This window comes from Serratia sp. SM04, from assembly GCF_040280225.1.
GTDB lineage: Bacteria > Pseudomonadota > Gammaproteobacteria > Enterobacterales > Enterobacteriaceae > Serratia > Serratia sarumanii.
On the sequence record NZ_JBEOQT010000022.1, the window covers coordinates 35680 to 50208 of the forward strand.

Annotated in this window: 15 protein-coding genes and 1 tRNA gene; 3 read left to right on the top strand and 13 right to left on the bottom strand. The window is 60.3% G+C overall.

What is annotated here, in order from left to right; genetic code table 11:
• Position 1 precedes the first annotated feature (1 nt).
• From ABTW55_RS20715 to ABTW55_RS20735, 5 genes are all read right to left on the bottom strand, one after another.
• Complete coding sequence (locus tag ABTW55_RS20715; protein WP_015377376.1) at positions 2-802, bottom strand: DNA/RNA non-specific endonuclease; 801 nt, start codon at positions 800-802, stop codon at positions 2-4.
• Between the two features lie 152 nt (positions 803-954).
• Positions 955-2415, bottom strand: coding sequence for a TrkH family potassium uptake protein (locus ABTW55_RS20720; protein WP_060420526.1), 1461 nt, complete (start codon positions 2413-2415; stop codon positions 955-957).
• Positions 2416-2533: 118 nt separating this feature from the next.
• Positions 2534-2848 (bottom strand): hypothetical protein, encoded by a 315-nt coding sequence (locus ABTW55_RS20725; protein ID WP_033637923.1) that lies wholly within the window; start codon positions 2846-2848, stop codon positions 2534-2536.
• Positions 2849-3084: 236 nt separating this feature from the next.
• Entirely contained in the window at positions 3085-3684 is a 600-nt protein-coding gene (gene wrbA / locus ABTW55_RS20730; RefSeq protein ID WP_033637924.1) for an NAD(P)H:quinone oxidoreductase, read from the bottom strand.
• A 157-nt stretch (positions 3685-3841) separates the two neighbouring features.
• The gene (locus ABTW55_RS20735) at positions 3842-4417 is read right to left on the bottom strand and encodes a helix-turn-helix domain-containing protein (RefSeq protein WP_033654204.1); all 576 of its coding nucleotides are present in this window, start codon (positions 4415-4417) and stop codon (positions 3842-3844) included.
• 67 nt (positions 4418-4484) lie between these two features.
• Here ABTW55_RS20735 and ABTW55_RS20740 point away from each other — a divergent pair, with 67 nt between their 5' ends.
• On the top strand, positions 4485-5408 hold the full coding sequence (locus ABTW55_RS20740) for a DMT family transporter (protein WP_033637926.1): 924 nt from the start codon (positions 4485-4487) through the stop codon (positions 5406-5408).
• 50 nt (positions 5409-5458) lie between these two features.
• On the opposite strand, the gene cycA is transcribed toward ABTW55_RS20740, so the two are convergent.
• Entirely contained in the window at positions 5459-6859 is a 1401-nt protein-coding gene (cycA, locus tag ABTW55_RS20745) for a D-serine/D-alanine/glycine transporter (protein ID WP_033637927.1), read from the bottom strand.
• A 349-nt stretch (positions 6860-7208) separates the two neighbouring features.
• On the opposite strand from cycA, the gene ABTW55_RS20750 reads away from it, so the two are divergent.
• Positions 7209-7284 (top strand) — tRNA-Lys (locus tag ABTW55_RS20750).
• 220 nt (positions 7285-7504) lie between these two features.
• Here ABTW55_RS20750 and ABTW55_RS20755 read toward each other — a convergent pair.
• Both ABTW55_RS20755 and ABTW55_RS20760 read right to left on the bottom strand, forming a co-directional pair.
• Positions 7505-8008 carry a DedA family protein gene (locus ABTW55_RS20755; protein WP_033646548.1) on the bottom strand — a complete coding sequence of 168 codons (504 nt, stop codon included), beginning with the start codon at positions 8006-8008 and terminating at the stop codon, positions 7505-7507.
• A 74-nt stretch (positions 8009-8082) separates the two neighbouring features.
• A complete protein-coding gene (locus ABTW55_RS20760; RefSeq protein ID WP_033646546.1) occupies positions 8083-9396 on the bottom strand; it encodes an MFS transporter in 1314 nt (437 codons plus the stop codon).
• A 382-nt stretch (positions 9397-9778) separates the two neighbouring features.
• Here ABTW55_RS20760 and ABTW55_RS20765 point away from each other — a divergent pair, with 382 nt between their 5' ends.
• Positions 9779-10081 carry a putative quinol monooxygenase gene (locus tag ABTW55_RS20765; RefSeq protein WP_033637930.1) on the top strand — a complete coding sequence of 101 codons (303 nt, stop codon included), beginning with the start codon at positions 9779-9781 and terminating at the stop codon, positions 10079-10081.
• Positions 10082-10192: 111 nt separating this feature from the next.
• Here ABTW55_RS20765 and ABTW55_RS20770 read toward each other — a convergent pair whose 3' ends face one another.
• The 5 genes from ABTW55_RS20770 to hemA form a co-directional block, all read right to left on the bottom strand.
• Positions 10193-10753: a hypothetical protein gene (locus tag ABTW55_RS20770; protein ID WP_033654200.1), complete on the bottom strand. Its 561-nt coding sequence runs from the start codon at positions 10751-10753 to the stop codon at positions 10193-10195.
• Positions 10737-11303, bottom strand: a complete 567-nt coding sequence (locus ABTW55_RS20775; protein ID WP_060420529.1) for a GNAT family N-acetyltransferase — start codon at positions 11301-11303, stop codon at positions 10737-10739. The genes ABTW55_RS20770 and ABTW55_RS20775 overlap by 17 nt, the downstream gene beginning before the upstream one ends.
• A gap of 123 nt (positions 11304-11426) precedes the next feature.
• A complete protein-coding gene (locus tag ABTW55_RS20780; RefSeq protein ID WP_033654198.1) occupies positions 11427-12146 on the bottom strand; it encodes an enoyl-CoA hydratase-related protein in 720 nt (239 codons plus the stop codon).
• On the bottom strand, positions 12139-13311 hold the full coding sequence (locus ABTW55_RS20785; protein ID WP_047568142.1) for an MFS transporter: 1173 nt from the start codon (positions 13309-13311) through the stop codon (positions 12139-12141). The genes ABTW55_RS20780 and ABTW55_RS20785 overlap by 8 nt, the downstream gene beginning before the upstream one ends.
• Entirely contained in the window at positions 13308-14519 is a 1212-nt protein-coding gene (gene hemA / locus ABTW55_RS20790) for a 5-aminolevulinate synthase (protein ID WP_033637936.1), read from the bottom strand. The genes ABTW55_RS20785 and hemA overlap by 4 nt, the downstream gene beginning before the upstream one ends.
• Between the last annotated feature and the right edge of the window lie 10 nt (positions 14520-14529).

The following is a 14529-nucleotide window of genomic DNA, read 5'->3' on the forward strand; positions in this document are numbered from 1 at the left end:
GTCAGTTTTTGCAGCCCATCAATTCCGGCAGGACGCCGGGCTTGCTCTTCAGCGAGGCCTGCACGTCGTCCGGCAGACCGGCCCAGATGATCAGACCGGTGCGTTTCTCGATCTCGTCCACCGTCACGCGGAATTGGCAAAAATCGGCACCCTTCGGCGTGTTCTGATCGAACAGGAAAGCGGCATAGTGGTTCACCGCCGGGCTGTTGTTGATGAAAATCACTTTCCAGTAGGCGCTGGGGATGGTGTGCGCTTTCTGGGTGCCCGGCAGTTTGCCCATATCGCGCTCATACAGCGGCCCGGTCACGGTATAGACCGAGGAAATATCGGCGCGATCGATCAGCTTGCGTTCCTGATCTTCCAGCCGCGCCCAGGCGCCCTGGTTCAGATCGGACTTTTGCGGCGTGATGTTGGACAGGTAGTTCAGCGACTCCCAGTCGGAAACGCCCGCCAGCGAGGCCAGCGGCGCCTGATGACCGCGATCGACCTTCAACGCCGCATTGGCGCCGGTGTAATCGGCGGGCGCCAAAGTGTCCGCCGGGTTGAGCGCCGGATCGGTTTTCCAGTTGCGCGTCTTGCCGCTGGCCGGCGTGTCTTTGGTGATGTGATAGGCCACCCAGTTGGCGAACTTGGTGGTGCTGTTGTTGTTCAACGTATAAGCGTGACGCACGATCGATACGTTGCTGCTGCCGCCGGTCGGGCAGCCGACCGCGCAGTTGTCGATGGATTCGAGCGTGTCGGCCGACGCCTGCGCGGCGAACAGCAGGGCGGCCAGGGCCAACATCTTGTTGTTAAAACGCATATTCATATCCTCAATAAGTTAAAAAATACTGTATATATTTACAGTGAATTAAACTTATCGCAGTGAAACGAATACAACAATGCAACACATTCATGTTGTGAATGTGTCGGCGTTGACAGAGCGGAACGGCACCCTGTACGCCGCTCGGACTATCAAAAACGCCAAAACGCGCGTGAACAGAGGATCAACATCGGATAGATCTCGAGGCGGCCGAGCAGCATGGCGGCGCACATCAGCCATTTTGCCGCGTCGTTCAGCGTGCCGAAACCGGCGGCGGTTTCTCCGTACCCCAGCCCCATATTGTTGATGCAGGCGGCGACGGTGGCGAAAGCGGTGACCAGATCATAGCCCATCAAGTTCAGCAGCCAGATAAACAGACAGGTGAACAGCACGTAAAGGAAGAAGAAGCTCCAGACGGAGCGCAGCGTCCGATCCTGGATCGGCGCATTGCCGACCTTGATGGTGTACATGGCGTTGGGATGCACCAGCTGGTTGATCTCGAGCCGGCTTTGTTTGTACATGATCAGAAAGCGCAGCGCTTTAATGCCGCCGCAGGTGGAGCCGACGCAGCCGCCGAAGAAACTCGCCGCCAGCAGCAGCATGATGGTGTGGGACGGGATCCGGGTGTAATCGGCGATGGCCAGACCGTTGTCGGTCATCATCGAACTGGTGAGGAAAAAGCCGTGCACGAAGGCGTCTTTGACGCCGTACATGCCCGAGCGGTACAGCTCGATACACACGATCGCCACGACGATGGCCAGAATCAACAGGAAAAAGCGCAGCTCGGGGCTGCGGTACAGCGGTTTCAGGCTGCGACGGCCGACGGCAATGAAATAGAGCGTGAAGTTCACCGCCGCCAGCATAGAGAAAATGCCGCCGACCATTTCCACCGCCGAACTGTCGTAGTACCCCAGGCTTTCGTTGCGGGTGGAAAATCCGCCGAGCGACACGGTGGAAATGCCGTGGCACAGCGCATCGAACCACGGCATGCCCGCCAGACGAAAGGCGACGGTACAGGCCAACCCCAGCCCAAGGTAGATCAACCACAGGTTTTTCGAGGTATCGGCCAGGCGTGGCGTCAGGCGTTCCTCCTTGAACGGGCCGGGCATTTCCGACTGGTAAAGTTTGGCGCCGCCGATGCCCAGCAGCGGCAGCACGGCTACGGCCAACACGATAACCCCGAGGCCGCCGATAAAATTGAGCTGGGAACGGTAATAGAGGAACGATTTGGGCACGTTCGAGACGTCATTCAGCACCGAGGCGCCGGTGGTGGTGATGCCGGAGACTCCCTCAAACATCGCGTCGACCAGCCGGACGTTCAGCGTGTCATCCAGCCACAGCGGCAGGGCGCTGATCGCGGAAAACAGCAGCCAAAACATCACGATGATCAGAAAACCGTCCTGGGTGCGCAGCTGCACTTTCGACTGCCGGGTGCTGAACCAGCCCAATCCGCCGAGCGTGGCGGCCACCACCAGGGTATAGAAAAATGAGAAGGCGCTTTTTTCTTTATACAACAGCCCCATCAGCAGGGGCGGGATCATTGAAAGGCTGTAAAGAAGGACCAAAAAGCTGCAAAGATGAATAACGACCAGGATCTGTTTGGTTCTGACCATACTGTTGCTCGGAATGCCTGCCGACAATGCGTCAATTTATTGAAGTGTATCAAGCATAAAGCAGGCGATATAAAAATAACGTAAAAATTCATATCGCCTAATAAGTATGGCGGGGGCGTTATTCCAGCAGGTCGTTGACCGTACGGCGCACATAGTGCGTCATCTGCGCCAGATCGTCCGGCGACACCGGACCGCCGCCGGCGCGCACCACCTGCTGTTCGATCTGGGTAATCTCCTGCTCGACCTTGTTGGCGATCTGCACTTTGACTATTTTGTCCACCGAAGACAGCAGCACCTTCAAGACCACTTTCAGCGCGATGTTCTCGCAGAACGAGTCGTAGTGATGAACCGGCGGCGGCGGGGCCGGAGCCGGCTCGGGCGCGCGCGGAGCCAGAGCCTTGAAGCTGTCTACATTTTCAATAATAAGATCCATGTCTCTTATTAGTTCATCAAAATCTTTAGACACTGACTTATTCCCTTCGCTGTGCGCAAAAAACAGAACGCCCGTCCTCGGGCTGAAAGCGGATGAGCGACGGGCAGAACGAATTCGGGCCTGGCCTTCAGACGCTGAATGGCCGGGGGAGGGGCATTCTAACCTTGCGGCGTGTCGGCAACAAGATGGGGCCGTGCGAATGCGCGGCCCTTTGAATCACAGGCGCAGGAGGGGACTTAACTTTTCAGCTTGGCGGTGATTTTTGCCACGTGCTCGCCCTGATAGCGGGCAATGGTCAGCTCTTCGTTGCTCGGCTGCCGCGAGCCGTCGGCGCCGGCGATGGTGGTGGCGCCATACGGGGTGCCGCCGCGCACCTGCGAAACGTCAAACAGCTCCGGGGTCGCATAGCCGATCGGCACGATGATGAAACCGTGGTGCGCCAGCGTGGTCCAGGTGGAACTGATGGTGTGTTCCTGGCCGCCGCCGGTGCCGGTGGAGGAGAAGACGCTGCCTACCTTGCCGTACAGCGCGCCGGAAGCCCACAGACCGCCGGTCTGATCGAGGAAGGTGCGCATCTGCCCGGCCATATTGCCGAAGCGGGTCGGCGTGCCGAAGATAATGCCGTCATAGTCCGCCAGCTCTTGCGGGGTGGCGACCGGCGCCTGTTGATGTTGTTTGCCCCCGGCTTTGGCGAAGGCCTCCGGCGTCATGGTTTCCGGCACGCGTTTAATCGTCACGTCCACGCCGTTAACCCGATTCGCGCCTTCGGCCACCGCCTGCGCCAGGCTTTCGATATGGCCGTACATTGAGTAATAAAGCACCAACACTTTCGTCATGTTCCGTACTCCCGCTCAGATGATTAACAAAAACCCTTGATAAGCATAGAAGCGAATGACGAACTTGGTTTTGTTGGATGGCGGATTCAGGGCAAGCGCCGCAGCTTGTGCGCCAGCCGCTGTTCCTGCCAGCGTGCCGGCGCGGGTCGGCGGGCGGTCAGAAGGCGACGTTGCGGATAAAGCGCAGGGGGAGGTTGCCGTGGTTGGCGTAAGCGTAGCGTTGATCGCTGTTGAAGGTTTGTGCGGCGCCGGCGCTGAGCGTCAGCGTGCCTTGTTCCAGCTCCAGCGTCAGGGTACCGGCAATCACGTAGATCATTTCGCTCCAGCCTTCGGCGTCCGGGGCAGAGTCATAGCGCTCGCCCGGCATCAGCGTCCACTCCCACAGCTCGGCACGTTGCCGCGCCGGCACGCTGGCGGCGAACAGCGCCTGGCTGCCCGGCTGCGCGCCTTGCCAGGCCAACTCGCCCACCAGATGGCTGCCGCGCGCTTCCGGCGCCTGGATAAGATCGGTGAAAGAAATCGCCAGGGCGGCGGCGATCTTGTCGAGCACCGCCAGGCTGACGTTGCGATCGCCGGCCTCGATGCCCGCCAGCATGCGGCGGCTGACGCCGGAAAGCTCGGCCAGCGCCATCTGGCTCAGGCCCGCCCGTTGGCGGTAGCCGCGCAGATTGCTGCTCAGGTATTGCAGCACCTTGGGGGGATCGGTTTTTGCGTTATGCGCCGTATTGCTCATCGCCGGACTTTATCTCATACTGGCAGGATCTGTGCATTATATTGCACTCAGCAGGAAGGGCAAGCCGGTGTCAGCAGCAAAAAAATCCTTTATTTCCGCCGTGGTTCCGCAAATCAGGTTGCCGGAAGCGGTGTTGATTTTCATCACCATGATCTGGGGCGGCACCTTTTTGGCGGTGCATCACGCGATGCAGGTCAGCGGGCCGTTCTTTTTCGTCGGCCTGCGTTTCGCCACTGCCACGCTGGCGCTGACGCTGTTTTCGCTGCGCGTGCTGCGCGGCCTGACCCGGTATGAACTGAAGGCGGGCGTGCTGATCGGGCTGGCGATCATGTTCGGTTACAGCATGCAAACCGTCGGCCTACAGACCATCACCAGCAGCCAATCGGCGTTTATCACCGCCATGTACGTGCCGATCGTGCCTCTGTTGCAATGGCTGGTGCTGGGGCGCTTCCCCGGCATCATGTCGTGGATCGGCATTCTGCTGGCCTTCACCGGCCTGATGCTGCTGGCGGCGCCGAGCAGCACCGACATGACGCTGAGCCTCGGTGAAATTCTGACGCTGGCCGGCACCCTGGGCATGGCGGCAGAGATCATTCTGATCGGCGCCTTCGCCGGCAAGGTCAATATTCGCCGAGTGACCATTGTGCAGCTGGCGACCGCCTCGCTGGCCTCCTTTTTGATGATGGCGCCGACCGGCGAGTCGCCGCCGCCGTATTCGGATTACCTGCTGTACAGCGCCATTGGGCTGGGGCTGGCCAGCGCCTTGATTCAGCTGACCATGAACTGGGCGCAGCGCAGCGTTTCGCCGACGCGCGCCACGGTGATTTACGCCGGCGAACCGGTCTGGGCGGGCATCGTCGGGCGGTTGGCCGGCGAGCGTTTACCGGGCGTGGCGTTATTGGGGGGCGCGTTAATTGTAATCGGGGTGGTGGTCAGCGAGCTGCGCGTGCGGCGCAGGGATAAAGCGGCGGTGGCGACGGAAGCGGATTAGCGCAGAGACATAGAAAGCAGGAAGGGGCGGAGATATCCGCCCCTTTTGCATCACGCGGTTTTCTTCTTGCGCAGGAACACGTAAGACAGGCCGAGCACGATGAACCACAGCGGGGTGACGATCAGCGCCTGGCGGGTGTCTTCGCGCAGCGACAGCAGCACCAGCACGAACACGAAGAACGCCATGCACACCCAGCACATCAGCTTGCCGGCCGGCATCTTGTAGATCGATTTCTGGTGCAGCGCCGGGCGCTGTTTACGGTAGACCAGGTACGAGCACAGGATGATGGTCCAGACGAACATGAACAGAATCGCCGATACGGTGGTCACCAGGGTGAAGACCGTCATCACGTTCGGGATCAGGTAAATCAGCACCACGCCGCCCAGCAGGCAGATGCAGGAGAAGGTAAGGCCGTTGGCCGGCACCGCGCGCTTGGACAGGTTGGCGAACGATTTCGGCGCGTCGCCTTCCTGCGCCAGCCCGAACAGCATGCGGCTGGTGGAGAATACGCCGCTGTTGGCGGAAGAGGCGGCTGAGGTCAGCACCACAAAGTTGATCACGCTGGCCGCGGCCGGCAGGCCGATCAGCACGAACAGCTCAACGAACGGGCTCTTGTCCGGCACCACGGAGCTCCACGGCGTCACCGACATGATGACGATCAGGGCGAACACGTAGAACATGATGATGCGGATCGGAATCGAGTTGATGGCGCGCGGCAGCGATTTTTCCGGATCCTTGGTTTCCGCAGCGGTGGTGCCCACCAGCTCAATGCCGACGAAGGCGAATACCGCAATCTGGAAGCCGGCGAAGAAGCCGCTGATGCCTTTCGGGAACATGCCGCCGTCATTCCACAAATGGGTGAATGAGGCCACGGTGCCGGTCGGCGATTGGAACTGCATGGCGATCATCACCAGCCCGGCGACGATCAGCCCGACGATGGCGACGATTTTGATCATCGCAAACCAGAACTCCATTTCACCGAACATTTTCACCGTCGCCAGGTTAAGGCCGAGCAGCAACAGCACGCACAGCAGCGAAGCGATCCACTGCGACAGCTCGGGGAACCAGAACTGGGCGTAGGCGGTGATCGCCACGACGTCGGCGATGCCGGTGACCACCCAGCAGAACCAGTAGGTCCAGCCGGTGAAGAAACCGGCCCACGGGCCGAGCAGGTCCGCGGCGAAATCGCTGAACGATTTGTATTCCAGGTTGGACAGCAGCAGCTCGCCCATGGCGCGCATCACGAAGAACAGCATAAAGCCGATGATCATGTACACGAAGATGATCGAAGGGCCGGCCAGACTGATGGTTTTACCGGAGCCCATAAACAGACCGGTGCCGATGGCGCCGCCGATGGCGATCAGTTGAATATGTCGGTTAGTGAGGTTTCGCCGTAGATGATCTTCTGAAGCGGGCGTCGCGTCAGTCGCTATTTTAGAGTGATCTACCATCTGATGATGTCCTGTTTTACCTGTCATTAGTGAAGTCGCGAGCTCTGAAGTGGCTCTTTTTTATACATTTATCCGGTTGGTCCGGCTTTAGTAAGGTAGTGCAATAACGCCACCTTTGTGCAACATGTTTACAACATTTATACGCGGGATAAAAGTCGATCAATCTTTACACGGAGGAGGCAAATCGGACGTTCAGGGAGCGGAAGATTACTCTTCAAAACGTGGGATTAACAGACCTTATGCGGCTTATCTCGTTGATTAAACAAAGGGTTGTAAAATTCGCATGAGAAAAAGTAATGGGTGTAAGCGTTCGACAGCGGCGCCGGCGAGTAAGACAGTTTAGCGCGTTGAGTTGTTCGATCAGTCGCTAGAGCCGTTGACTTTTAATCAATGGGTCACAGGTTCGAACTCTGTACGACCCGCCAACCAAATCAGCGTGTTACGCTCGGACTTTTCTCTGTTTGTTTCCTCATTGCGCCGTTTTAAGCGCGCATTCTGCAAAAAAATTCGCATTTTTCGACTGATGTTCAGAAAGGTGATCTGGCGCAAACTGCGATGTTGCACCGCAGTTTATACGGCAAGAGAGGCTGTGCGCTGGCGCAACGTCGGCGCATGGGCCGAACATTTGCCCAAGAATCTTTCAGGTCAAGGTACGGGGAATATATGCGCAGCCGACATCAAGATCAGCGCCCAGGCGGCAGCCGAGAGCGCGGCGGTGGCATAGACGCGCCCCAGCGGCAGTTTCAGCATGCCGGCCATCAGCGGTACGGTATAGCGCATCACCGCCAGAAAACGCGAGGCGAACAGCAGCGGCAGCCCTCTCTTTTGCAAGGCGCGCTGGGCTTTGCGCAGCGGCGCGTGAAAGCGTGCCGGCAGCCGGCGGCGTAGATCGCGGCGGCATAGCAGCGCGCCGCAGTGGAACGACAAGATCGATCCCAGCGCGGCGCCGAGGGCGATGGCCGCCCAAACGGCGCCGAGGGGCAGCGCGTGCTTGCCGGCAACGATGCCCATCAGCAGCGTGACCGAAGCGGGCGGCAGGATGGAGGAAACGAAGATCACGGATTTACCCAGCGCAAACAGGAAAATCAGCAGCAGCAACATCTCCGGCTCCGGACTGTATTTGGCGATAATGTGCGTCAATTCATCCATTTAACACCTGCGGGCGAGGGGGCTGAGTGCCAGTGTCCCATCCGCAGGTTCAATAAGGGTTAAATAACGCGCCGCTATCCGGCAATCTCTGCGTCTTGCTTGCTTACCTCGGCGCGCCGGTTTCTGAGCGCCCACAACAGCGCGGCGCACAGCAGCGAGAAAGCGGCCAGCACCAGCGGCCCGGCATGCGGGCTGTGAAAACGCTGTTCCGCCTCGGTGCGGATAAGCGGGGCTAAAAAGCTGAACGCGGCGCCGAGCGTAGTGCAAAAGCCGATGCCGGCCGCCAGCGCCGGGCCGGTGAGCACCTGAGCGGGAAACGTCCAGAAAATCGGCTGTACCGCCAGGAAACTGACTGCGCAACAGCTCAGGGCGACGATAGCGAGCAAAGGGCCGGCATAGGAAGAGACCACCAACCCCAGCGCCGCCGCGATCATGCAGCCGACGGCGATCGGTAATCTTCTGGCGGTGTTTCTGTCGGCAAAGCGCGGCAGGAAATAGACGCCCAGCGCGGAGAACGCCCAGGGAATGGCGGCCACCAGCGAGGCCTTGAAGCCGAGATGGGTGCCCATCAGCGAGGCGACCTGCGACGGCAGGAAAAACATCAGGCCGTACACGCCGATTTGCAGGGTGCCGTAGATCAACGCCAGATGCCAAACTTTGCCGCTTCTCATCGCCGCTTTGACGCTGCTGGTTTCGGTCTGCTGCTGTTCGGCGGCCAACTGTGCCACCAGCGCCGCACGCTCTTCCTCGGTCAGAAAGCGGGCCTGCTGCGGGCTATCGTCGAGATAGAAAAAGGCGAAGACGCCGAGGGCGACGGCCGGCAGCCCCTCCAGCACGAACATCCAGAACCAGCCGGGTTTGCCCAGCACGCCGTGCATCTCCAGCAAGGCTCCCGACAGCGGCGAGCCGAGCGTCAGGGCCGCCGGCACGCCAAGCACGAAAATGCCGATCACCGAGGCGCGCACCTTATTGGGAAAATAGATCGACGCGAGCAGCAGGATGCCGGGGTAAAAGCCGGCTTCGGCGATCCCCAGCAGAAAGCGCAAGACGATAAACTGCTGTTCGTTGGTCACCAGCCCGGTACAGGCCGACAGCGCCCCCCACAGCGCGGTGGTGGCGCTGAGCCAGCGTTTGGCGCCCCAGCGGTTCATCAGCAGGTTGGCCGGGATGCCGAACAGCGCATAGGCGGCAAAAAATATCCCGGCGCCCAGGGCAAAGGCGGATTGCGACAGCGCGATATCGATGGCCATCGCGTCCTTGGCAAAGCCGACGTTAACCCTGTCGATAAAGGCGATGAAGTACATGGCGAACATCAAGGGCACCAGTCTGCGCCAGGTTTTGCGGATGGCGGCGTTGAGCGCTGGAGCGGCATAGGTGGCGTGATTCACTGGCGATAACCTCTCTTCTGAGAATGACAAACGTCGGTCACAGGACCGTCCTGATGCCGTTGCCCGCAACACGGCGGTAACCACGGATTTTTTCGTGAGCCTTAAAGGTCTAAAGGACTAATGGTCAGGCCTTTAGGGGCGAAAAAAACGCCGCGTATCGAGCCGGCAGGTTGGTGCAGACATCACCACGGTGAATGGTGTGTTGCTTTCTTGTTAATTAAAAGTTCACACAGGGCTATGGCGCGTTCAAGCGCTTTGATCGCGATCTGTGTGCGCTATCACCGAATTGGCAACCCGGTGGTAGACCCGGAGAAAGGCGCTTTCATCTCGTGAGGGGGGGATATAAGGTGAAACGCGGCAAAACAAAATACAGGAGCGCTACATGCTGAAGGTTATCGCTGAAGATTTTATCCACCCGGAACACATTGCAACCGTTATGCCATGGTATCGCGAGCTGGTGGAGAAAACCCGGCAGGAACCTTTGTGCATCAGTTATGAGCTGTGTATCGACCAGCAGGATCCCGGGCATTTTATTTTTATCGAAAGCTGGCCGGATCGCGCCGCCCTGGATGCGCATTGCCAGACCGAGCATTTCACCCGGCTGGTGCCGCAGATCAACCAGCATCAGCGCAAGCCTTGCACCTTCCTGTTTATGCAGGTATTTCCTGAAACAGGTGATAAATAGGCGAAAAAATCCCCGCAGGGGGCGGGGTCAATGGCTTCTCACTACTATCTTGTTGTGATTAAAAAATAGGCTGATAATGATTTTCATTCTCTAAGAATGCTCTTAAATAAATCAGCCTGGTGAATGATTCACCGCCGGCTTTTCGCTGACTGTTTTAATGGCGCGCAACATACGGCGGCGTATCAGCCCGCTGACCAGGCGAATCGCATACCAATAGGGAGTAAACCGCCGCCGGCTGGCGTCGTCGGGGCAGAAGATGCGCGTTTCCGTCACCAGGCGGCAGCGGCCGTCCGGCAGAGGGCTCACGACATAACCCAGCGCCAGTTTGGCGACGCCGGGCTTAACGAAGGCCAGAAAGCCCGCCCCGTCAGCGACCTGCTCCAGACCGTATTCAGCCTGCCAAAAGCGGCCGATCAGGCCATAGACCAACGCGCTGTCATCTTGCTCAAGCAGGCAAAAGTTATGCAGGCCAAACGGCGGCGGGCTGGGTTTATTGCGTGGCATCAGCCGCGCGGGCAACTCGCGCAGCGCTATCATGCTGCGGAAAAAACGGTCGTGCTTGGGATCGTAAGCGGCCACGGCCGCCAGGATCCGTGCCTGTGGCGCGGCGATGGCGATCGCATGCCGCTCCGAGAACTGGTATTGCCCAAGGTATTTATTCAGCAGCGTCATGCTTTGCATTCTCCCGCCATTCGCTTTGCAGCAGAGCGAAACCGAATTCGTCGCCCCACGCGCCTTTGAAAAACACGTTTTGCCGCCAATGGGCCTCGCGCCGAAAACCCAGTTTGCCGAACAGCGTGGCGGCGGCAAGATTACGCGCGTCCACCACCGCAGTAATACGGTGCTTCGCCAGCGGCCCGAACAGCAGGGCGATGACGGCGTTCAGCGCCTCGCGCGCCAGCCCTTGACGCTGGTGGCTGGGCGCGAAGGTCACGCCCAGTTCAGCCTGGCGCCCCTCATCGAAGAAATGCACCGCGATATCGCCGAGCAACGCGCCGTCCTCGCGGCGCTCGACCGCCAGTTGAAACCAGCTGTCGTCACGGTTGAATTCGAGCCGCCGTTGCTGTGCGAAAAAGGCCTGCGCATCGGCGGCGCTGTAGTCGCTCCAGCTTTGATAGCGCGCCACGTCCGGGTGGCTGCGGTAGGCGGTAAAGTCGGGCAGATCGTCGGCGGTGAACGGGCGCAGGCGAAGTCTGGGGGTCAGCAGAGGCAAATGGCGCATTGTTTTTCCTTATCAGCGCATTAGGGCTAACGGCAGTGTAGCCCGGCACCGAGAGATGGGCTGCGTAAAATGAGCGGTGGCGGAAAAGCGGGAAATGCCGGTTCAGGCGAACCGGCGGGAGAATTATCGGCGAGCGGCAGCCTGGCGCAGGCGCTCGACCGGGCCTTGTTGAAAAGCGAATGAGGGGGCTTCTTGCCGTGCCAGCCCCTGGCGCACGATGGCCTTCACCGTTTGGCTGGCGGCAAGATCTTTTGCGGCGATCTGTTCGGCGATGCGCAGCGCCTCTTCCCGGGCCGCCCCCTCGCTGATACGGGAAATGGCGCCGTGTGACAGCGCCTCCCGTGCGCTGACGGTTCTGCCGGTCAGTAGCCAGTCGAGTGCGACATAGGGGGAAATGCGCGTCGGCAAGCGCGCGCATCCGCCTTGTGCGGCGACTAACCCGAGCCCGGTTTCGGGGAAACTGAAGCGCGCGTTCTGGCCGGCGACGATCAGATCGCACGCCAGCGCCAGCTCAAAGCCGCCTCCGTACGCGATGCCGTCAACGGCGGCGATGATCACCTTGGCGATCTGCGCATGGATCAGCCCGCCAAACCCCTCCGGCGTGACGATGGGCAGTTCGCCCTGACGGAAGGCGTCGACATCCATGCCGGCGGAAAATACCGCCGGTTGACCGGCCAGAACGATCGCGCGCACCGAGTCATCGTTATCCGCCTGCCGCAGGTAAGTGCGGATCAGCTCGGCCATCTGCAGGTTGATGGCGTTCTTTTTTTCCGGCCGATTGAGGGTGATGACCGCAACCTGCTCGCCATGGCGCTCATAAAGCACCGGAAGGGCTTTACTCATTGCCGGTCTCTCCCCGGAAAAACAGCAGTGTCAGCAGCAGGGCGATGGCGCCGAGCGGCAGCGAAAACAGCGGCAGGTAATGGGCCGGCAGCGCGTAGAGCGTCAGGCCGCCCAGCATGCCGCCCGCCGCGATGCCGGCGTACAGCACCGAGCTGTTGAGCGACACGGTCAGCGCGCCAAAGCGTTTCGACAGCGACAACAGGTGATGCTGGATCGGCACCAGGTACATCCAGCCGGTGATGCCCCAGACCAGGAAGATGGCCAGCACCCACCAGGGGGAAGTGACATAAAAGGCCAGCAGAAACAGGGACAGCGTCTGGATCGCCACGGAAAACAGCAGCACGAACTTGCTGCCGAGGGCATCGGTTAACGCGCCGGAGGCAAAGTTGCCGATCACCGCGCCAATGCCGAACACCAGCAGCGCGAGGGGCAGGATCGCCTGCGGGCCGAACTGGGTGTTTTTCAGCAATACGCTGACGTAGCTATAGACGATGTGTTCCGAGCAAACGGCGAAAAAGGTGATCAGCAGCGTGGTCAGCACCGCCTTTTGCCGCAGCGGGGCGAGCCGCTCTTTCAGCGAATGCTTGCCCGGCGGCGCGATGGCGCGCAGCGCCAACGACAGGCCCAGCAGCGCAATCGCCCCCAGCAGGGCGATGAACAGGAAGATTTCACGCCAGCCGATCAGTTTGGCGAGAAAGGTACCGAACGGAATGCCGAGCGCAATAGCCAACGTCATGCCGCCATAGACGATGGAAATGGCCAGGCCGCGGCGTTTTTCCGCCACCAGCCCCACCGCGGCGGCGGCGGCCTGCGGCGTGTAACAGGCTGCTCCCAATGCGGCCAGCACTCTGCCGAGCGAGATCTGCAGGTAGCTGGTGGCCCAGGCGCAGGCCAGGTTGCCGGCGATGAACAGCACCAGCGCCAGCTGCAGGATATGCTTGCGGTTGACGTTGCCCAGCAGCCAGGCGGTCAGCGGCGCGAACAGCATATAAGCCAGTGCGAATACCGATATCAACTGCCCCGCTTGCGCGGGGCTGACGGCAAAGGTGTCGGAAATGTCGCTGAGCACGCCGGCGACGATAAAGGCGTCGGTGCCGATGGCGAACGTGCCGGTCGCCATCAGACAGAGCGTGACCAGATGGCCGTTATAATCCGCTAACGTCATCCCGCCCTCCGCAGATCGTTCGCCGCCCAGACCCGCCCCAGCGCGGCCAGGAACGTCTCCACGTCGGCATGGGAGTGCGCCGAGGTCGGCGTCACCCGCAGCCGCTCGCTGCCTGCGGGCACCGTCGGCGCATTGACCGGTTGCACGTAAATATCATGCTCATCGAGCAGCACTTTGCTGATGTGTTTGTTGCGGTGCGGATCGCCGACCCGCAGCGGCAGGATATGGCTGTCGGCCGACACCAGCGGGATGCCGGCGGCGCGCAGGCCGGTTTTCAGGTGATCGACGATCGCCAGCAGGTGCTTGCGCTGGGTGTCATGCTCGAGGTTGTATTTAAAACTGGCCAGCGCGGCGGCCACCACCGGCGCCGGCGACGAGGTGCTGAAGACGAATGCCGGAGCCCAGCTGCGCACCGCCTCCACCACCGAGCGGGGCGCGGCGATATAACCGCCCGCCGCACCGTAAGATTTGCCGAACCCACCCTGAATAATGGTGATTTTATCCAGCAGGCCCAGCTGTTCGGCGTAGCCCAGCCCCCGTTCGCCATAGACGCCGGCGGAGTGGATCTCGTCGAGATAGGTCAGCGCCTGATATTGCTCCGCCAGCGCCACGATCTGCGCCAGCGGGGCGAAGTCACCGTCCATGGAATACAGCGACTCGAAGGCGATCAGCTTTGGCCGCGCCGGATCGGCGGCCTGCAGCAGTTCGGCAAGGTGTGCCACGTCGTTGTGGCGGAAGATCTTTTTCTCCGCTTTGCTGTAGCGGATACCGTAAATCATCGAGGCGTGATTCAGCTCGTCGGAGAACACGATCAGATCGGGAATGGCGTCGCACAGGGTGGACAAGGTGGCGTCGTTGGCGCCGAAACCGGTGGTGAACAGCAGCGCCGACTCTTTGCCGTAGGCGCTGGCCAACAGCGTTTCCAGCTCACTGTGGTAGACCGAGGTGCCGGAAATGCTGCGGGCGCCGCAGGTGCCCAGCCCGACCCGGTTAACCGCTTCGGTGGTGGCCAGCAGCACTTTGGGGTGGTGGCTCATCGCCAGATAGTCGTTCGAGCACCAGACGTTGAGGCGGCGCTCACCGTGGTGCCCGTGGCTGGTGGCCCAGGGTTTGTCCTGCACGCCGCGTTCAAGGTTGAGGAACTCGCGAAAACGCCCCTGTTTTTTGGTTTCCGCCAGCTTTTCTTCAAGAATGTTCAGTACGCTCATCGTATGTTCC